Consider the following 18,038-nt stretch of genomic DNA (forward strand, 5'->3'; position numbering starts at 1 on the left):
CCCCTTAAAAAAATAAGATGTAGTAGAAAGATAGTTAACAAGGAGGGGGATTTGTGATGGAAGCAGCAAAAACGAGTACTCCAGTCGAAAATAAAGAAGAAAAATCATTAAAAGGTACAATGGTTTCCGTGTTATTTGTATTAGGAGTCATCGTTGTTATGTGGGTAGGAGTCTTTTGGTTATATATGTCCAGAGTATAGGAGGGAAATGATATGCATCGTTTAGAAGAAATTTGGCTTGGATTAAGTGCCGGAATTTTAATTTTATTTATGGTAGTAGTTGGTTATCAAACATTTGCTTTAGGTATGGGACCACCAAGTAATAAGGATACGATTGATCCTGAGCAAGTAGATCAGACAGCTCCATTTGATGAGCCTGGTGTAAATAAGGTTGGAGAAAATGAATATGAAGTTATCATGACATTACAAGCATTTGGCTTTAACCCTAGTGAGATTGAAGTGCCAGCTGGAGCAGAGGTGACATTTACGATGACATCAAAAGATGTTGTTCATGGATTTCAGGTTGCTGGAACAAATATTAACGCGATGGTAATGCCAGGTCACATCCAGAAGATTACACACACCTTTGATGAGCCAGGCGAGTATCTAGTGTTATGTAATGAATATTGCGGTGCTGGGCACCAACTTATGTCCACGACAATCACGGTGAAGTAAAGGAGGTAAAGTCAAATGGAACAATCAGTAAAAGAAACGTTTCGCGAGAAGGCGAATAAAGGATTAGGCGTAAATCCTCTGGATGCAAAAATATCGAAATCATACTTATCAGTAGCCTTTATTACATTGCTTATTGGCGGAGTTTTAGGATTAGTACAAGGACTTCAGAGGGCCGGTCTTTTGGAATTGCCAACATGGCTGAACTATTATCAAGTATTAACAGCTCATGGTATCTTATTAATTTTGGTTTTTACAGCTACTTTCACAATTGGCTATTTATATGCAGTATTATCCCATACATTAGAAGGGCTTCTTCCAAAAGTACGGAAAATGGCTTGGATAGGACTCGGTCTTATGTTGTTAGGAGTGGTGCTAGTAGTTGCAACTATTGTAATGAATGAGGCATCTGTATTATATACTTTTTATCCACCACTTGCTGCATCACCTATCTTTTATATCGGATTAGTATTTGTAGTAGTAGGCATATGGTCATGTGCTTTTGGAGCATTCATCAATTACAATCACTGGAGAAAAAATCATCGCGGTCAAGTTACCCCGCTGTATGCTTTCTTCGCAATGGCTGTATTCGTACTTTGGTTCTTTGGAAGTATTGGTGTCACAATTGAAGTGTTCACTCTAATTCCTTGGTCTTTGGGCTGGAAAGAAACAATTAACGTTATGGTTAGCCGAACACTATTTTGGAGTTTTGGGCACACATTGGTAAATATTTGGTATATTGTAGCAATTTCCGCATGGTATGTAGCAATACCAAAGATTATCGGCGGCAAAGTATTCAGTGATAAACTTGCACGAGTTGTAGTAATATTATTAGTTATTTTAAATATTCCTGGTGGATTTCACCATCAAATTATTGACCCGGGAATTTCAGAATCAGTTAAATTTTTACACGTGTTTATGAGTACATCAATCGCATTTCCTTCATTAATGACTGCGTTCGCCATATTCGCTATGTTTGAAAGAGCTGGCAGAAAACGTGGAGGTAAAGGGTTATTAGGCTGGTTTACAAAACTGCCGTGGGGAGATGTTCGTTTCCTAGCTCCTATGATCGCAATGATTGCCTTTATCCCTGGAGGAGCTGGTGGTATTGTTAATACAAGTAACCAGATGAACCAGGTAATTCATAACACAATGTGGGTTGTTGGACACTTTCATATAACTGTAGGCGTAACAGTTGTACTAACATTCTTTGGAATTACTTATTGGCTTGTACCGTTTTTATCCAAGCGTAAGCTAACACCTCAAATGAATAGACTTGGTGTAATACAGACAATCGTTTGGACAGTTGGAATGATCTTCATGTCAGGTTCTCAGCATTTAGTTGGACTGTTAGGTGACCCAAGACGGACATCTTTCACTACTTATGGAGACCATGAAATAGCATTAAGCTGGGTGCCTTACGAGTATGTTATGGCATTCGGAGGAACATTACTGCTTTTAGGTGTAATTATTCAAGTTTACGCAGTATTTAATATGATGTTCTTCGCTCCAAAAGGAGAAACAGAATTTCCTGTTGGTGAAACTGAAGAAAGCGAGTCTCCTACACCGATGTGGACAGAACGGTGGAGCATTTGGATCATCTTAATGCTTATGGTTGTTGCTATGGCATATGTTGTTCCAATTGTAGACTTTGTGGTAAATGGACCACCAGGATCACCACCAATCAGAACATGGTAGTTGAAACAAAACTAAAAAGATAGTCCTGATCAGGGCTATCTTTTTAAAGTAAAACTAATAGTGCGTGTTCCAAAAGGAGGATAAAAATGGCCGCGGTCGGCTAATTTCGCAACGTCCTCGAAAATATAGGACAATTTTCTTCGTGCGATGTATTTCAGGGTAGCATTCCTTATCCTGTTGCAACACCTGCACTAGCACGTCCTGTGCGTCGAAAGTTCGAAGCAGCGTAGCTTTGAGTAGCGGAATGTATGCTTTTAATACATGAGCACAAGGAAAGCTATCCCGAATCTACATCGCACGCAGGAAAAGGGCTTTTCTTTTCCAAGGAACGGAAAAGTAAGCTAGCGATGAAATTCGATGCGTCATTTTTACCGGACTTTTTGAACAACCTCTAAGGATAAACTATAAACTTGGGAAGTGATCGGTTATGATCAAAGACAGACATAATTTAATAGCTATCATTCTCGTAATCTTATTTGGAATTGGTTTATTTTATATTGGAACTGATGGATTCCGTGCTTTCACAGCAGAAAGTGCTAGAACATACGAAATATTACAGGATAAGCCTGAATTCCCACCAGTAACTTTAGAAGATAGTCATGAACGAACGTATGCGTTTGATGAATTTGCAAAAGGAAACTATGTGTTTTTGACTTTCATGTATACAAGTTGTACAACTGTATGCCCACAACTGGAAATGAACATGGCAGATGTTTATGAGCAAATTCCAAGCAAATATATTGGTGAGGACATCGTTTTCTTGAGTATCAGTTTTGATCCTGAAAGGGATGACCCATCAACATTAACGAAATACAGATCTTATTTCGGCAGCGATGGAGAGACGTGGCGCATGGCCAGGATTAATGACCAGGCTGAACTGGATTCACTGCTGGAAAAACTGGGTGTAATTGTAATTCCTGATGGTAACGGGGATTTCACACATAACAGTGCCTTTTATTTTATTGGGAAAACGGGTCATTTGCAGCAAGTGATGGACTACACCAAAATTGATGAAGCTGCTGATACTGTTGTAAATATTCTAAACAGCGAAGAGGGGGAATAAACGATGAAACAGGCAACTTATGGTTTACTGCTGTTCGTCTTTATGATTCTTCCCCCCGTAGCTAATTTACTGGAATCGATAATGATCATTCATATGCATATGCAAATGCCGTTACTGTTAGCATCCGGGCTCCTAATGGCACGATTTTTTCAGATGAAGTTTCCGGGTTTTTTTGAAAAATGGAATCGTAATGGGGTACCTGGAATTCTCTTATTTATTATTATTTGGAGTTACTGGATGATCCCACGTTCAATGGATGAAGCAATTACTGTTCAGTTGGTAGAGGTTTTCAAATTTATTAGTTTACCGTTTTTGGCAGGCATTCCCCTCCGTGATAGCTGGATGAAGCTTGGAAAAGCTGGCAGAAATATCATCTATATATTCTTTGTTATAATGTTTGGCCTAATGGCGTTGTTGTATATCGGAGCAGATAGTCAGATATGCAATAACTACCTGGAAGTGGAGCAAAAAACACTTGGCTGGGGCTCGCTCGCAATGGCAGCATTTTTACTTATTTATGTTTTGCAATTATTATTCATTGATCAGTCAGAATTTGAATAAACTTGAAGCACCTCTTGTTAGTGGGGTGCTTTTTTTGTTAGGTAAATCGGGATTTTTTTAGAATTTGGGATTTAAACCTTCTCTGTGGAAACTGCAGATAGGGAGGAGCTTTAACCAGATTGGGTGGACCTTCAACCAGATGCAGTAAAAAGACAATAGCAAAAAGAACTGCCCGTAAATGGAGACAGTTCATTTAATATTATTAAGCATTTGCGGTTACGTTTTGATCGTTCACATCAGGATCGACTGGATTTGTAGAGTTTAGACCACTATTGGTACATATGAAGTCACCAGTGTTAAGTGATCCTGCCCCTGTAGCTGTCTTGGAAGTGCTTTTTGGTGCCAGATAAAAAGAATCACCAAAATTTATGACGCCACCGCCCACGCTATTAATTTTTATTGGTCCAACAATTGATGGCATGATAACTCCTCCAGAGTAAATTAATTTATATTAAGATAGCATATTGAAGTCCAAGCGTTATTGTGTGGACTTTACGCAGTGGTTAAGAAAGTTTCATACTGCATAAGTGTAACTAAAGCGTGAACTCAAAAGTATAAGGGGGTTCAAAGAAAGCAAAGTACGCTTTCATGAGACCCTTTTTAATGAACGTCAAGATTACTCAGGTAAATACTGTCGGAAGTGTTTTATTCTAGCTTCAGCACATATTTCCTCAATACTGCCAATTTGTAATATTGATGCCTGAGATACGCCGAGAGCAGATATATTGCCAACTTGGATTTTATCGGTATGGTTAATTGTTTTTTTTCTAACAATAATCGATTCATTTACTGTTGGCCAATTTGCTTCACGATGGAACAATGAGAAATCTTTAAAATCCAACCCTTCGTCATCGATAAATGTTGCACCTTCTTTTTGTACTGCAATCCCTCTTGACTTGGGCTGTGCGCTTTCCGTGTCGCCAATGTTAAAAATACCACTAAATGTAATTCCGTGAACTAGTATATGATTGACGGATGCTGTTCGTTTTTGCATATTTATGATTCCTTATATTGATAAGGGAACGATAGAACCTATCATGGCTGCCTCTGGTGGTGTATCGAAAAATGAAGAGAGTATTATTTCCTCATTATCTCCGACTAAAAAGACAGATGATGCAGAGATTGCATCGATTTGTACACTTCCGACTTGCAGATCATAATTATGAACTTCCATATTCATTGACTTTGATCATTCCTTTCCAAGTAAGTATAAAGAGAATGCTGAATTTCACTCTTAATTTGTTGGGCGATATGCCTTTTCTTCTGATCCTCTGAGAATTCTTGGTTATTCCTTTTGCAATCTTCTTCATAAAATGCTATTCGTTCAGGTAATTGCTTTACCATGTCCTGAATAAGTATGTTTGGGTCTGTATCACCAGTAGAAAAGTTATTCTGCTCAGCAATGGTCCTGATTAGGTTTGGTCCATTTTCGTTTAAATATAAATTCAGATCAGATAGTAACTCTTCCTTGAATGGTTTTTTTCCTTGTGGAAGGGATAGGTCTTCAATATCTTTTAAGTCATTAGGGGACAAACCGATATGAAGTGTCCCATCGAGGTTCTCTATTTTTAACTGATCAAAGTTATATTCAATTTTTTCTATAGTATTTTGAGGATTAGTTTCCTTTTGTTCCAGTTGACCTAGTCTTGATTCAAATGATTTGATCTTTCTATCTTGTTCCTCCATGCGTTTTAATATGTTATACATATAACTGTTCCAGTCGTTCATAAGAGTTCCCTCCTTACAACTAGGCAAAGACCTATAGTAATATATGCATAACAGTCAAAGATGTGCTATTGATCAGGCTGCTGTAACCGAATAATTGAAGGTTCACCAACAGGTTCTGCTGGTTCCGCAGCTTCTGTGTATCCACCAGTATTGTAAACATCTGATTGCGCCTGAATACACCCAGTGCTCCCGATTTGTACAACCGAAGAATTGGAAATCGAACCTATCTTGAGGAAATGAATGTTTATTGATTGATGAATGGTGAATATCATTGTAACCACTCCATTAGGAATCTATATTTTGATCCGCAATATCTTTGTCCCGTACATACGTAGTTGAGCTTCCAAGTATGATGTCGGTTCCGTCACCGGTATTGAAGGATCCGCCACCAGCATATGTTTTTGCAGTGCTGACTGGACACATTGAATAAACGTCCCCAATGTTAAAGACGCTCGAGGAACCCATGTTTAAAACTTTTACTGCTCCAACTGTTGCGGGCATGGTAAATCCTCCTTTATTGTTAGTTTATGTTATTAATTGAAATTGTGAAACAATGGATGTAGTAATAGAATGATAATATGATAAAAATTAATGGAAGGTTGGTGGTGTTATGAATAGTGTTTCGCCATTGCAGGAATCTGAGCGTTTAACATGGATCGATGCTGCTCGGGGTTTCGCAATTTTAGGAATTTTTGTCGTAAACATTGGAGCTTTCTCTGCACCGTATTTTATGTATGGCGGAGAGGAAGATGCGTGGACATCCGCTATCGATCAGAATACTCAAGTGTTTATTGATATTTTCTTTCAGGCTAGCTTTTATACACTTTTCTCTATATTATTTGGTTTTGGCTTTCAGGTTTTGAAGGAACGTTTGGTAGAAAAAAGTATCGACGTCTATCCATTCTTATTTCGGAGACTATTTATATTAATTTGTTTTGGTTTAGTCCATGCCTTTTTAATTTGGCATGGTGATATTTTGTTATCGTACGGGGTTGTTGGTTTATTTTTAGTGGCATTTGTAAACCGTGCTAAGAAAACATTATTAATCTGGGGCTCATTGTTACTAGGGATGAGTGTGTACTTTTACTCCAGTTTTTTATATGACTTAAGGGCATTATTGGGAGGCTATGATGTTTCCAAAATTAATCTAGTAAAAGAAAATTACAGCAGCAGTGATTTGGCTGTAATATTGACACAGAACGCTAATGACTGGCTTTATTCAAACGGATTATTATCGTGGTTACTTTTATCAACAACATTATTGCCTTTATTTTTATTTGGTATGTTCATAGCGAGGAAAAGATGGCTGCACAAGCCAGACGAACACAAAGGAACAATCCTGACAGTGTGGTTTATTAGCCTGCTATTTTTTGCAGCATTAAAAATGGGTCCATATTTATACGGAAATCCAGTTTGGTTCTCCTACATCCAGGATAATCTTGGCGGAACAGCATCTGCATTATTTTATTTATCTTCAATAACATTGCTGGCACGGAGCAGCTTTGGAAAAAAGTTGATAAAACCGTTCACCTATGTGGGCAGGATGTCCCTGACAAATTACATAACACAATCGATTATCTGTTTTATATTGTTTTATGGAATAGGCTTCGGGTTATATGGTTCAGTAAGGCCAATCGTTGCCATGGGTATTGTTGCAGTTGTCTTCAGTTTGCAAATTATCTGCAGTAGATGGTGGCTGGCAAGATATCGTTTTGGACCGCTTGAATGGCTCTGGCGCAGTCTTACGTATAAAGAAAAACAGCCTTTGCGAAAAGCAGAGCGAGGTTCCGGAGAATAGGAAAGAGGTGCTCTTACGATAGGAGCACCTCTAATTTTTAGCCTTTTAAAACATCTTTTATATGGTTTACTGCCCATTTCAAATCATCTTTTTCAATGATAAGTGGTGGCGCGAATCGGATTACATTTTCGTGTGTTTCTTTACATAGAAGGCCTCTTTCTTTCAATGCCTCGCAGTATGGGCGGGCCACCTCATTCAATTCAACACCGATAAATAATCCTTTGCCTCGTACTTCTTTTATAACCGGATTATCAATGGTTTTAAGCTCATCCATCATGTAATTACCAAGTTCCAATGAGCGGTCAGCCAATTTCTCCTCCTCTAATACTTCGAGAGATGCAACTGAAACTGCACATGCAAGCGGATTACCGCCAAACGTAGAGCCATGTGAACCCGGGTTGAATACGCCAAGAATGTTTTTGTTGGCAACGACACACGAGATAGGGAATACACCACCACCCAAAGCCTTTCCTAAAATGAGGATATCAGGTGATACATTCTCCCAGTCGCAGGCAAACATTTTCCCGGTTCTACCTAAACCTGCTTGGATTTCATCAGCAATATATAGTACATTATTTTTTGAGCATACTTCATATGCTTCCTTAAGGAATCCTTCTGGTGGCATGACAATTCCAGCTTCGCCTTGGATTGGCTCGAATAAGAAGCCTGCAGTATTTTCATTAATAGCTTCCTTCAAAGCGTCAATATCCCCATATGGAATGACCTTTATTCCTGGAAGCATTGGGCCAAATCCCCGCTTGTTTTCTGCATCGGAAGATAACGAAATCGCTGCCATCGTACGCCCGTGGAAGTTACCTTCACATGCAATTATTTCTGCCTGGCCTTCAGGAACATCTTTAACATCATAAGCCCAGCGGCGTGCTGTTTTGATAGCTGTCTCGACAGCTTCAGCACCAGTATTCATTGGGAGTGTCATTTCTTTGTTGGTTAATTTGCAAATCTTTTCATACCATGGACCTAACTGATCATTATGAAAAGCTCGTGAGGTTAGTGTCACTTGGTCTGCCTGTTTTTTTAATGCATCAATGATTTTTGGGTGCCGGTGACCCTGGTTAACTGCTGAATATGCACTTAGCATATCCATATAGCGGTTGCCTTCTGGATCTTCAACCCAAACGCCTTCCGCTTTTGATATGACAACAGGAAGCGGGTGGTAATTTTTAGCGCCGTACTCCTGTGTCTGATCAATTATTTGCTGACTGTTTTGTACCATACTATCCCTCCGATTATAAATCTCGATTACATATTATAGTATAACAGTTTTTAATCTATTTTACTTCTAGTTTAGGATGTTCAAATAATTTTCAAATGAATTTCTTTGTGGTACATGATATGATAGTTTTATTATGTATTAATGCATAGGAGGGACATAAATGAATACACATCTACACGTTACCGCATGGGTCTTAGCATTTATTCTATTTGTTGTAGTGGTTTTACTACATAAATCAGGCAAGGCAAAAGGTGCAAAAATAGTACAAATGATACTGCGTCTGGACTATTTATTAATACTTTATTCAGGTGGTACGCTGCTCGCAGCATATTTCAGCGGTCCGCAAATGGGAGAAGCTATCTTTAAAGGACTTGCGGGAATATGGGCTATTTTTGCCATGGAAATGATCAGCTTGAAAATGGGAAGAGAAGAAGCAACGAAAAGCTGGTGGATTCAGCTGGCTATTGCAATTATTCTCACATTAATTTTAGGCTTTGGACGACTGGGATTCGGATTTTTACCATAAGTGATCAAGAAAGGACTTTTCCAATGTGGAGAGGTCCTTTTTTAGTAGGTTTTTAGCCATTTGGCTCAAGCTGTAACAAAATCGGCTCAAGTTCACAATTTTTTGGCTCAAGCTGTAACAAAATCGGCTCAAGTTCACAATTTTTTGGCTCAAGCTGTCACAAAGTCGGCTCAAGTTCACAATATCCCGGCTCAAGCTGTCACATTTCCCCAATCATATCGATATAACTGTGTCTGTTCATCACTACAATCGAATACCCACGCAAAAAAGTGTCATATTTAATTTAATAAATAATGACACTTTTAGCTTGTTAGATTCGATTGTATTGGTGAGTAGTTATTTCGTTAGCGCTTTAAGCAGGTCATCGATTGTTTTTTCGGAAGCGATTAATCCTTTATTAGTCCAGTTACTTGGGTCATTCAAAATATATACATTGTCATTTTCAGCTGCTGGGGTACTTTGCCAGACATCACTGTTTTTCAATGTATCGATTCCTTGTTCACCTTCTGATGCAAGCAGGAAAACGTGATCAGCTTTTAATTCGGAAAGCTTCTCAAGTGAAAGTGGATTCCATTGTGTTTGGGCCTCTCCAAGATTCTTGATGAGTTCTGGTGAATTAATCCCTAATTCTGAATAAAGTACTTCTGCACTATGGCGATCTTCTTCAAATACAAAAAACTGATTTCCTGTTGCCCAAATCGCTGCAACAGTTTCGTCACCAATTGCACCGCTTAATGTTTCTTTTGCTTTTGCTACCTTTTCTTTATATTGATTTAAGACTTCATCGGCCTTATCTTCTTTGCCGAGAATTTTACCAAACTTTTCTATTTGCTTACGCCAGCTTGTTGTGGTTTCTTTTTTCATGACATAAGTTGGGGCGATTTTTTGATAATCTTCATATGATCCTTCATAACTGTCGATACCATGTTCCAGTATGATTAGATCAGGGTTCTGATTTAATACCTGTTCAAGTGGAAGATTCCATTCGATTTTTGGAAGATCCTTTAGTTCATATTCCAGGTAATCCTGGATGCTTTGTCCGATTGCCCATTTTGCTACCGGAGTAACTCCAAGTGCGATTAATGTGTCTTCATGATAGGGGGCAATAATCCGTTCGGCATCAGTTGGGAGGGTAACTTCACCCATCTTACTGTCTACCGTTACCTCGGATTTCTGACCGCTCTCCTGATTGCCACCATCTGTGCTTGAATCTGAATTATCATTGCCACATGCTGCAGTGAGCAGTAGCAAGACCAATGCAAAAAACGCCACGATTAGCCGGAATTTTTTAGTTTTAAACATATGTATGTCTCCTCTTATGTTATAATAAGTTCCTATTGTAAATGATAATCATTTTCAATTGTAATGTCAATTAAATTTTTGTCATTGCAGTGGGAAGATTGAAGGCTTATACTTTTACATTAGGAAATAATTTGTAATTGCAGGAGAAAATCATGTTATCTACTATTCAGCATTCGTCATTCTTAAAAATAATAATCAATATCTTAACCATAATAGCATTATTACTTGCAATGGGACTATCAATTGCTTATGGGGCCGTAGAAATAAATCTATCAACTGTTTGGCAGGCGGTTATTAACTTTGATAGAGATATAACATCCCATCAGGTCATTCAGGAATTGAGGCTTCCGCGAGCAGTTGCTGCAGCACTTGTTGGTGCATTTTTAGCTGTATCAGGTGCCGTAATGCAGGGTATGACCCGTAATCCGTTAGCTTCACCTTCAATCATGGGGGTTACCAATGGAGCTGCATTTGCTCTTGTATTAACAATGGCATTTATTCCAGGTGTTTCCAGCCTTGGTTTAACGATGGCTTCGTTTGCTGGTGCTGGTATTGCAGTTGTGCTGGTGTTTATGGTCGGTTCTTTTTCAACGGGTGGCTTGACCCCGGTTAAACTGGCGTTGGCAGGTGTTGCAATTGGGACACTGTTAAGTTCGGTTTCAACTATAATTGCACTTCATTTTCAACTTGAAAAGCAATTAGGCTTTTGGCTTGCCGGGGGACTTGCAGGAACAAACTGGAGCTCTATTCAGATTTTGCTGATATCCGGCGCTATCGGAATATTTATTGCTTTTATGATAGCGAAATCAATTACAGTACTTAACCTTGGTGAAGATATTGCAGTAGGACTTGGACAAAATAATATAGTGATTAAAGTGCTCGGCATACTAACCGTACTGATTTTAACTGGAGCAGCGGTGTCTGTAGCTGGTGCCATTGGTTTTATGGGTCTGATCATCCCTCATATGTCCCGATTTATTATGGGCACGGACTATCGCTGGATTATTCCTTCATCGGCATTATTTGGTGCACTTCTGCTGGTTTTATCAGACATCGTCTCACGGCTGATCAATGCTCCGTATGAAACGCCAGTTGGTGCGATAACTTCACTGATTGGTGTACCATTCTTTTTATATCTAGCCCGTGGCAGTAGTGGGGGTGGAAAATAATGAACCCGATTTATCAAAAGAAAACAGGTCGATTTATTGGTATTATAGCGTTATTAATTGTATTAATTATCACTATGTTTTTTATCAGCCTTAGTACTGGTGTTATTAATATAGCGCCATTAGATGTAGTAAAGACGATAATTGGGCAAGGGACCCAGAGACAAGGTCTTGTGCTGTTTGACTTTCGATTACCAGGGATTATATTAGCATTACTGATTGGCTCAGGACTTGCGGTATCTGGTGTAATTCTGCAGGGAGTCACCCAAAATGACCTGGCTGACCCTGGCATTCTAGGAATTAATACGGGAGCAGGACTTGCGGTCGTATTATTTATATTTTTTATACAAGATTCATTAAATTCAACGGTTTCCATTTTTATAATGCCACTATTTGCGTTAGTTGGAGCCTTATTTGCGGCATTTCTAGTATATACATTAGCCTGGAAAAATGGTGTTAACCCAATACGGCTGATACTTGTGGGGATAGGTGTTAATGCAGGATTCAGTGCAGCGTTAATTATATTTCAGCTGAAAATGAACCCACAGGACTTCAGACAGGCAACTGTTTGGCTTTCCGGTGATATATGGAGCGCTAATTGGTTATTTGTGTTAGCCCTCTTGCCATGGATTCTTATACTCGTTCCATATGCACTCCACAAGGCAAACGTACTCAATGTCTTAAACCTGGGTGATGATGTGGCTGCCGGATTAGGGTCTAAAGTTGAAGGGGATAGACGTCTGCTACTGCTAATAGCAGTTGCTTTAGCTGGAGCCAGTGTTGCTGCTGGTGGTGCAATTGCCTTTCTGGGACTAGTTGTACCACATATTGCGCGTAGGATAATAGGGCCGTTGCATCAATACATTATTCCAATTTCCGCCTTAATTGGTGCACTTTTGTTAATGGTTTCAGATACAATCGGCAAAAATCTGTTAACGCCAACAGAAATACCTGCTGGAGTTGTTGTGGCTGTCCTTAGTACACCTTATTTTGTATATCTTTTAGCTAAAACCAAGTAAGCCTGGGAGGTTTTTTTATGTCCGAACAACACGAGATTTATGACGTTACGATTATTGGCGGAGGACCTGTAGGCCTGTTCACTGCCTTTTATAGCGGCATGCGTGAGATGAAAACAAAAATAATTGAATACCTGCCATTTTTAGGTGGAAAAGTTCCTTATTTTTATCCCGAAAAGGTAATAAGGGATATTGGAGGTATAGCGAACATTTCCGGTGAAAAGCTGACCGATCAATTGATTGAACAGGCGATGACGTTTAATCCGACTATTGTTTTAGGAGAACAATGCTTACATGCAGAAAAACGTTATGACGGCACGTTTATCCTTACAAGTGACAATGGTGCAAAACACTATACACGAACGATTATCGTAGCAACAGGTTTTGGGACGCTTAAATCAACGAAATTGGAGTTACCGAATGCACGTCAATTTGAAGGAAAGAGCCTGGATTATTCGATAAAGCGCCTGGAAAGCTATCGTGGAAAACGTGTACTCCTGTCTGGTGGAGGAAATTCCGCGGTCGACTGGGCAAATGAACTGGAATCTGTGGCAGATCAGGTCACATTGGTTTACCGCAAAACAGCTTTTACTGGAATTGAAAGTAATATTACGAAGATGAAGAACTCATCGGTAAATGTTAAGACTCCTTATTCCGTCAATAAGTTAGTAGGGGATGAGGGACAAATTACAAGCGCATTCGTTAAAAACCTGCAAACAAGCGAAGTGGAAGAGCTAGAAATCGATGCATTAATCGTAAATCATGGATTCGAAATTAACCTTGGACCTATTGCAGACTGGGGGATGGATATGGAAGGTGGCACCATTAAAGTAAATGGTGAGATGGAGACATCAATCCCAGGTATGTTCGCAGTCGGTGATATAGCCAACTATCAACACAAACTTCAATTGATCGCTGGCGGTTTTAACGAAGGGCCAATTGCAGTAAACAGCGCAAAATTGCATATACACCCAGAGGAAGAACTATCTCACTTATTTTCCACAACCTATGACTTTTCGGAGTGAATTTCTCTAAAATATGAAGGATTTTCGACAATATTATAGTATTTATTGACTATTTTTGAAAAAGGTTAATAATAGGAAGGTATTAACTATTATTTTTCTGGCAGATAAGAAAGTATAAATCCTTTCTTACTGCATAAATGCAACTAAGCAGTTAGGTGAAATACGCTTTCATAAGAATCCATTTAACAATAAGCCAAGTTTTCCAAAAGGAGTACAGTGATGAAACATTTGCTAGTAACACTTATAATTATTTCTTTTTCGCTCGGGATAACTACCCCGGCAGAAGCGGCGGAAAAAGAAACCATACATAGTGAGATTATTTATAATCTGTTAGTTGATCGCTTCAATAACGGTGACCCTTCAGCAGGTGAACAGGTTAATTTGGATGATCCCCTTGCTTATCATGGGGGAGATTTACAAGGCGTAACTGCGAAACTTGGTTCTTTAAAAGAATCAGGGTATACCACGATAGTCTTGTCGCCAATTATGGAAAACGCACCTGGTGGGTATCATGGTTATTGGATTGAAGACTTTTATAAAGTTGATGACCAGTTTGGTACAATGGAAGAACTAAAAGAACTAGTAAAAGAAGCTCATGAACTTGACATGAAAGTAGTAATGGAGTTTGTAACAAACTATGTTTCATCGACACATTCCATGACAGAGGACCCAAGTAAAAGTGGCTGGCTGAAAGAGAATAATAATGTTCAATCATACCAGTGGCTTGATAAGACTGCTGTACTGGACCAATCGAATCCGGAAGTACAAGAGTTCCTGATAGATGCTGCAGATTACTGGATTGAAGAAGCCAATATTGATGGGTATAAATTTCATGCAGCTGATTATACAAATAAATCCTTTTTGAAAGAATTAACAGCTCACATTAATGAGCAAAACCCGAACTTTTACATGCTTGGTGACATTTTGAACGTCGAAGATTATACAGGCAATATTAAAGAAGATACCCAAATTGATATGGTGGAGAATCATTCGTTATATCAACCCATGACAGAAACTTTTGCAAATGCGGGAGAGCCTGTTTCACCCCTTTATGATGCTTGGGTAGACAGTGGCAAAAGTGAGAATCTAACCTATTTGGATAATAAATATACGGAGCGGTTTACGCAAAAGCTGCTTAAAAACGGCCGGAACCCGTTAACGACATGGAAGTTAGCTTTAACCTACTTATACACTGCACCAGGAACGCCAATGATTTATCAAGGGTCTGAAATTCCGATGAGTGGTGGTGAATTTCCGGATAGCCAACAGATGGTCCAATTTAACAGTGGAAATGAAGATTTAAAAAAGTTTATTAATAGGATAGCAGCACTTCGTTCACAATTTCCTGTACTCCAAAAAGGGGATTATGAGCTATTGGATTCAAGCGGTGCTATGAGTCTGATGAAGCGCTCGTATCAAGGTGAAACGGTCTATATCGCCATTAACAATGATACAGAATCACAAGCTATATCTATTGATGGAATTGACTCCAACATACAGTTAAAAGGGCTGCTTGGTGATAACCTTGTCAGGGAAAATGAAAAAGGTGAATTCAAGATTGGTCTTGCCCGTGAAACCGCCGAAGTTTACATTGAACAGAATAATACAGGACTAAATTGGACATTCATTGGAACAGTTATAGGCATTTTTCTATTATTCGTCTTAGGTGTCATCCTATTAAGCAGTAAGCAGAAAAAAAGAGAAGAAACTGAAGCGTAAGTGTAATGACCATCAATTTTGTACATAATTGATGGTCATTTTTAGCAGATAAGAAACCACCATGGCTGCTAAATGCGCAGTCACCATCTATAACGAAAATTATTTTTAAAATAGCAAATTTGAGGAGCGGACACCAGGGACCTTATTTAGCAAAAATTCACGAAAATGGTGGTGTTTGCGGACACCAAGGACCTTATTATACACAAATACATTTAAATAACCATGATATATGTATAATAAGGGCTTCTGTGTCCGCTTGTCCATGTAAAAGCACTGTTTTATTGAAATAAAGGTTCTGTGTGATTTAACGGTCAAACGGCTCTTACCTTTACCCGTTAACAATCATCCCGCCATTTATATGAATTACTTGTCCTGTCACATAGCTTGCATCATTACTTGCGAGATAAACATATGCTGGTGCTAATTCCTTTGGCTCTCCAGGGCGCTTCATCGGCGTACTCCCGCCAAAAGTATCAACTTTTTCAGCGCTGAAAGTAGAAGGAATCAACGGAGTCCAAATTGGTCCTGGTGCTACTGCGTTTACACGTATCCCTTTATCCACCAATGATTGTGACAATGAGCGTGTAAAGGAAGTAATGGCCCCTTTTGTAGCTGAATAATCAATTAGATTTTCATTTCCTTGATAGGCTGTGATCGATGAAGTATTGATAATTACACTGCCCTCGTGCATATTTTGTAATGCTGCTTTCGTCATAAAAAACGTTCCGTAAACATTCGTTCGAAATGTTCGTTCAAGCTGGTCACTTGAGATGTCCGAGAATGTATCTTGCGGATGTTGTTCAGCTGCATTGTTTACAAGGATATCTATCTTCGGAAACGTCTCAAGTACTTCTGTAACTGCTGCTTCACAAAATGGCTGGTTACCAATATCACCATTAATCAGCAAGCATTTATGATTTTCCTGTTCAACTAATCGCTGTGTTTCTTTTGCATCTTCATGTTCATTAAGATAGACAATCGCGACGTCTGCACCTTCTTTTGCATAATGTATACTGATTGCACGGCCGATTCCGCTGTCACCACCGGTAACAATGGCAGTTTTGCCTTTTAATTTGTTGCTTGGTTTATAGTCTTTACTTATATATTCCGGCTCGGGGTGCATTTTCGACTCTATGCCAGGTTGCTTGGATTGATGTTGGGGTGGTGGTGTTTGCCTTTCGTTTTGTTTAACCATTTTATCTCCTCCTGGAATGATTATTGATGTTTTATCCATTCCCCGGAAGTTATAATTTAAATCATTAGAAAACGTGGCTTATCGCCAAACCTTAATATAGATAAGCCTTAGTTACACTTATACAGTAAGAAAGAATTTATGGTTTTTAACTGCTAAAAAAGAGCCCTCTATTGGAGGACTAATTGTTTTGTTCAGGCGTATTCATGAGCTGAGATAGCGCCTTGTCTATGCAAATAGTAATATATTTTTCGATACTCATTTATGTCAATTTCACTGTGGATGTATTTTTGCTGGTAGAAATCCAAAAGGGCGTTAATGGAATCGGGTGGCTGATTTCGGTCCGTTTCAAAAATCGTTATTAGTTCAAAAATACTCATACTCATATAAACCCTCCATAAAAAAATTCGCTTAAGGTTGTCCTATTAGAAATATATGCTGGAGGTATTTATATAATGCTAATTAATTCAACTTTCGAGCGGAATATGAACGCATAACCTTTGAAGGAATAAGAAAAGCTGTAGATACACTACTTGAGTTGACTTAGATCAACGGTACATATTTGATATAAACTGCGAAGTAACTGCCAGAATGATCTCTACTCTATAAACTCTCGTCCCGCCGTCCGGGGTCGCTACGGGCGGTAAAAATAGTACTAATAAATGAGTTTTTCTGTTTTATGGTATGTTTGTACTTAAACTGGCAGGATAGGATGAAGTATTGCAACTGAGGATCCGCCAAACTATCGAAGCGGATCCTCGTTCCGTTAAATAGCCGAAAAGGTGCTCTAGGAAGGGTGAGACGGATCCTCGTTCCGCTAATAGCAGAAAATCAGCCGAATTCGTGGGCGAAAATGACAAATAGCGGAATGAGGATCCGAACCTAAGCCTAAAACGAGCGTTTTCAAGGAATAACGGAAAGAGGATCCGCCAAGCAATTGAAGCGAATCCTCATTCCGTTAAAAAATGGGTTCTTCAATAACAGGGGAGAATGTATGCTGATTTTTATGTGATTTCTAATGTTATTGTTCAACTTTTGCAGCGTAAAATGAAAGCATAAACCTTGAAGAAATATCAAAGGCTGAAGCTACACTACTTGATTTGACTTTGGATCAACGGTATGTAGTTGATATAAAATTCAAAGTAGTGAAGATTTTCTTTTGTCTAATGATGGTTGAGTGCTTAAATTCGTTTAGGCAGAATACTTCGCTTTCCATGGGCACGACCTCAACCTCCTCATTAGAAAACTTGGTATTTGCCAGGCCGTAATGGCAAATGCCTTAGTTGCACTTATGCAGTAAGAAAGAATTTATACTTTCTTAACTGCGAAGCACAGAACG

Annotated in this window: 21 protein-coding genes; 11 read left to right on the plus strand and 10 right to left on the minus strand. The window is 39.0% G+C overall.

The annotated features are described in order from the left end of the window. Positions 1 to 56: 56 nt before the first annotated feature. The 5 genes from ACTWQM_RS06060 to ACTWQM_RS06080 all read left to right on the plus strand — a co-directional run bounded on the left by ACTWQM_RS06060 (position 57) and on the right by ACTWQM_RS06080 (position 3,993). Positions 57 to 200, plus strand: coding sequence for a cytochrome c oxidase subunit 2A (locus tag ACTWQM_RS06060; RefSeq protein ID WP_092493631.1), 144 nt, complete (start codon positions 57 to 59; stop codon positions 198 to 200). A 12-nt stretch (positions 201 to 212) separates the two neighbouring features. Then, a complete protein-coding gene (locus ACTWQM_RS06065; RefSeq protein WP_443257288.1) occupies positions 213 to 674 on the plus strand; it encodes a cytochrome c oxidase subunit II in 462 nt (153 codons plus the stop codon). Between the two features lie 15 nt (positions 675 to 689). Beyond that, positions 690 to 2,369, plus strand: coding sequence for a cbb3-type cytochrome c oxidase subunit I (locus ACTWQM_RS06070; protein ID WP_443257289.1), 1,680 nt, complete (start codon positions 690 to 692; stop codon positions 2,367 to 2,369). Between the two features lie 427 nt (positions 2,370 to 2,796). After that, the gene (locus tag ACTWQM_RS06075; RefSeq protein WP_443257290.1) at positions 2,797 to 3,432 is read left to right on the plus strand and encodes an SCO family protein; all 636 of its coding nucleotides are present in this window, start codon (positions 2,797 to 2,799) and stop codon (positions 3,430 to 3,432) included. Between the two features lie 3 nt (positions 3,433 to 3,435). Further along, positions 3,436 to 3,993: a hypothetical protein gene (locus tag ACTWQM_RS06080; protein ID WP_443257291.1), complete on the plus strand. Its 558-nt coding sequence runs from the start codon at positions 3,436 to 3,438 to the stop codon at positions 3,991 to 3,993. Between the two features lie 202 nt (positions 3,994 to 4,195). Here ACTWQM_RS06080 and ACTWQM_RS06085 read toward each other — a convergent pair whose 3' ends face one another. From ACTWQM_RS06085 to ACTWQM_RS06110, 6 genes are all read right to left on the minus strand, one after another. Further along, positions 4,196 to 4,414 (minus strand): spore germination protein, encoded by a 219-nt coding sequence (locus ACTWQM_RS06085; RefSeq protein WP_443257292.1) that lies wholly within the window; start codon positions 4,412 to 4,414, stop codon positions 4,196 to 4,198. Positions 4,415 to 4,609: 195 nt separating this feature from the next. Then, positions 4,610 to 4,987, minus strand: coding sequence for a spore germination protein GerPE (locus tag ACTWQM_RS06090; RefSeq protein WP_443257293.1), 378 nt, complete (start codon positions 4,985 to 4,987; stop codon positions 4,610 to 4,612). 12 nt (positions 4,988 to 4,999) lie between these two features. After that, the gene (locus ACTWQM_RS06095) at positions 5,000 to 5,173 is read right to left on the minus strand and encodes a spore gernimation protein GerPD (protein WP_443257294.1); all 174 of its coding nucleotides are present in this window, start codon (positions 5,171 to 5,173) and stop codon (positions 5,000 to 5,002) included. Then, positions 5,170 to 5,721, minus strand: a complete 552-nt coding sequence (gerPC, locus tag ACTWQM_RS06100) for a spore germination protein GerPC (protein ID WP_443257295.1) — start codon at positions 5,719 to 5,721, stop codon at positions 5,170 to 5,172. The genes ACTWQM_RS06095 and gerPC overlap by 4 nt, the downstream gene beginning before the upstream one ends. Positions 5,722 to 5,786: 65 nt before the next feature. Further along, the gene (locus ACTWQM_RS06105; RefSeq protein ID WP_443257296.1) at positions 5,787 to 5,993 is read right to left on the minus strand and encodes a spore germination protein GerPB; all 207 of its coding nucleotides are present in this window, start codon (positions 5,991 to 5,993) and stop codon (positions 5,787 to 5,789) included. Between the two features lie 13 nt (positions 5,994 to 6,006). Continuing rightward, complete coding sequence (locus tag ACTWQM_RS06110) at positions 6,007 to 6,222, minus strand: spore germination protein (protein WP_443257297.1); 216 nt, start codon at positions 6,220 to 6,222, stop codon at positions 6,007 to 6,009. A gap of 109 nt (positions 6,223 to 6,331) precedes the next feature. Between ACTWQM_RS06110 and ACTWQM_RS06115 the strand changes: the two genes are divergently transcribed. Then, positions 6,332 to 7,519, plus strand: coding sequence for a DUF418 domain-containing protein (locus tag ACTWQM_RS06115; RefSeq protein ID WP_443257298.1), 1,188 nt, complete (start codon positions 6,332 to 6,334; stop codon positions 7,517 to 7,519). Between the two features lie 37 nt (positions 7,520 to 7,556). Here ACTWQM_RS06115 and ACTWQM_RS06120 read toward each other — a convergent pair whose 3' ends face one another. Next, on the minus strand, positions 7,557 to 8,753 hold the full coding sequence (locus tag ACTWQM_RS06120; protein WP_443257299.1) for an ornithine--oxo-acid transaminase: 1,197 nt from the start codon (positions 8,751 to 8,753) through the stop codon (positions 7,557 to 7,559). A gap of 160 nt (positions 8,754 to 8,913) precedes the next feature. On the opposite strand from ACTWQM_RS06120, the gene ACTWQM_RS06125 reads away from it, so the two are divergent. Further along, the gene (locus ACTWQM_RS06125) at positions 8,914 to 9,279 is read left to right on the plus strand and encodes a YisL family protein (RefSeq protein WP_443257300.1); all 366 of its coding nucleotides are present in this window, start codon (positions 8,914 to 8,916) and stop codon (positions 9,277 to 9,279) included. A gap of 336 nt (positions 9,280 to 9,615) precedes the next feature. Here the strand turns inward: ACTWQM_RS06125 and ACTWQM_RS06130 are convergent, their stop codons facing one another. Further along, positions 9,616 to 10,581, minus strand: coding sequence for an iron-hydroxamate ABC transporter substrate-binding protein (locus ACTWQM_RS06130; RefSeq protein WP_443257301.1), 966 nt, complete (start codon positions 10,579 to 10,581; stop codon positions 9,616 to 9,618). Between the two features lie 152 nt (positions 10,582 to 10,733). Between ACTWQM_RS06130 and ACTWQM_RS06135 the strand changes: the two genes are divergently transcribed. The 4 genes from ACTWQM_RS06135 (at position 10,734) to ACTWQM_RS06150 (ending at position 15,507) form a co-directional block, all read left to right on the plus strand. After that, positions 10,734 to 11,750 (plus strand): FecCD family ABC transporter permease, encoded by a 1,017-nt coding sequence (locus tag ACTWQM_RS06135; RefSeq protein WP_443257302.1) that lies wholly within the window; start codon positions 10,734 to 10,736, stop codon positions 11,748 to 11,750. Then, a complete protein-coding gene (locus ACTWQM_RS06140) occupies positions 11,750 to 12,766 on the plus strand; it encodes a FecCD family ABC transporter permease (RefSeq protein ID WP_443257303.1) in 1,017 nt (338 codons plus the stop codon). Before ACTWQM_RS06135 ends, ACTWQM_RS06140 begins: the two co-directional genes overlap by 1 nt. 17 nt (positions 12,767 to 12,783) lie before the next feature. Continuing rightward, the gene (locus tag ACTWQM_RS06145) at positions 12,784 to 13,788 is read left to right on the plus strand and encodes an NAD(P)/FAD-dependent oxidoreductase (RefSeq protein ID WP_443257304.1); all 1,005 of its coding nucleotides are present in this window, start codon (positions 12,784 to 12,786) and stop codon (positions 13,786 to 13,788) included. Positions 13,789 to 14,007: 219 nt separating this feature from the next. Further along, entirely contained in the window at positions 14,008 to 15,507 is a 1,500-nt protein-coding gene (locus tag ACTWQM_RS06150) for an alpha-amylase family glycosyl hydrolase (RefSeq protein WP_443257305.1), read from the plus strand. Positions 15,508 to 15,835: 328 nt separating this feature from the next. Here the strand turns inward: ACTWQM_RS06150 and ACTWQM_RS06155 are convergent, their stop codons facing one another. Together ACTWQM_RS06155 and yppF are read right to left on the minus strand one after the other, a co-directional pair. Further along, a complete protein-coding gene (locus ACTWQM_RS06155) occupies positions 15,836 to 16,702 on the minus strand; it encodes an SDR family oxidoreductase (protein WP_443257306.1) in 867 nt (288 codons plus the stop codon). Positions 16,703 to 16,893: 191 nt separating this feature from the next. Beyond that, a complete protein-coding gene (yppF, locus tag ACTWQM_RS06160) occupies positions 16,894 to 17,085 on the minus strand; it encodes a YppF family protein (protein ID WP_342453589.1) in 192 nt (63 codons plus the stop codon). Positions 17,086 to 18,038: the final 953 nt, after the last annotated feature.

It is taken from the genome of Virgibacillus sp. L01 (assembly GCF_052246775.1).
In the GTDB taxonomy this organism is placed as follows: Bacteria; Bacillota; Bacilli; order Bacillales; family Amphibacillaceae; genus Lentibacillus.

Bases quoted from the DNA above. Each gene is read 5' to 3' on its own strand.
- ACTWQM_RS06060 (WP_092493631.1), top strand. From the start codon at position 57: ATGGAAGCAGCAAAAACGAGTACTCCAGTCGAAAATAAAGAAGAAAAA.
- ACTWQM_RS06065 (WP_443257288.1), top strand. From the start codon at position 213: ATGCATCGTTTAGAAGAAATTTGGCTTGGATTAAGTGCCGGAATTTTA.
- ACTWQM_RS06070 (WP_443257289.1), top strand. From the start codon at position 690: ATGGAACAATCAGTAAAAGAAACGTTTCGCGAGAAGGCGAATAAAGGA.
- ACTWQM_RS06075 (WP_443257290.1), top strand. From the start codon at position 2,797: ATGATCAAAGACAGACATAATTTAATAGCTATCATTCTCGTAATCTTA.
- ACTWQM_RS06080 (WP_443257291.1), top strand. From the start codon at position 3,436: ATGAAACAGGCAACTTATGGTTTACTGCTGTTCGTCTTTATGATTCTT.
- ACTWQM_RS06085 (WP_443257292.1), bottom strand. From the start codon at position 4,414: ATGCCATCAATTGTTGGACCAATAAAAATTAATAGCGTGGGCGGTGGC.
- ACTWQM_RS06090 (WP_443257293.1), bottom strand. From the start codon at position 4,987: ATGCAAAAACGAACAGCATCCGTCAATCATATACTAGTTCACGGAATT.
- ACTWQM_RS06095 (WP_443257294.1), bottom strand. From the start codon at position 5,173: ATGAATATGGAAGTTCATAATTATGATCTGCAAGTCGGAAGTGTACAA.
- gerPC (WP_443257295.1), bottom strand. From the start codon at position 5,721: ATGAACGACTGGAACAGTTATATGTATAACATATTAAAACGCATGGAG.
- ACTWQM_RS06105 (WP_443257296.1), bottom strand. From the start codon at position 5,993: ATGATATTCACCATTCATCAATCAATAAACATTCATTTCCTCAAGATA.
- ACTWQM_RS06110 (WP_443257297.1), bottom strand. From the start codon at position 6,222: ATGCCCGCAACAGTTGGAGCAGTAAAAGTTTTAAACATGGGTTCCTCG.
- ACTWQM_RS06115 (WP_443257298.1), top strand. From the start codon at position 6,332: ATGAATAGTGTTTCGCCATTGCAGGAATCTGAGCGTTTAACATGGATC.
- ACTWQM_RS06120 (WP_443257299.1), bottom strand. From the start codon at position 8,753: ATGGTACAAAACAGTCAGCAAATAATTGATCAGACACAGGAGTACGGC.
- ACTWQM_RS06125 (WP_443257300.1), top strand. From the start codon at position 8,914: ATGAATACACATCTACACGTTACCGCATGGGTCTTAGCATTTATTCTA.
- ACTWQM_RS06130 (WP_443257301.1), bottom strand. From the start codon at position 10,581: ATGTTTAAAACTAAAAAATTCCGGCTAATCGTGGCGTTTTTTGCATTG.
- ACTWQM_RS06135 (WP_443257302.1), top strand. From the start codon at position 10,734: ATGTTATCTACTATTCAGCATTCGTCATTCTTAAAAATAATAATCAAT.
- ACTWQM_RS06140 (WP_443257303.1), top strand. From the start codon at position 11,750: ATGAACCCGATTTATCAAAAGAAAACAGGTCGATTTATTGGTATTATA.
- ACTWQM_RS06145 (WP_443257304.1), top strand. From the start codon at position 12,784: ATGTCCGAACAACACGAGATTTATGACGTTACGATTATTGGCGGAGGA.
- ACTWQM_RS06150 (WP_443257305.1), top strand. From the start codon at position 14,008: ATGAAACATTTGCTAGTAACACTTATAATTATTTCTTTTTCGCTCGGG.
- ACTWQM_RS06155 (WP_443257306.1), bottom strand. From the start codon at position 16,702: ATGGTTAAACAAAACGAAAGGCAAACACCACCACCCCAACATCAATCC.
- yppF (WP_342453589.1), bottom strand. From the start codon at position 17,085: ATGAGTATGAGTATTTTTGAACTAATAACGATTTTTGAAACGGACCGA.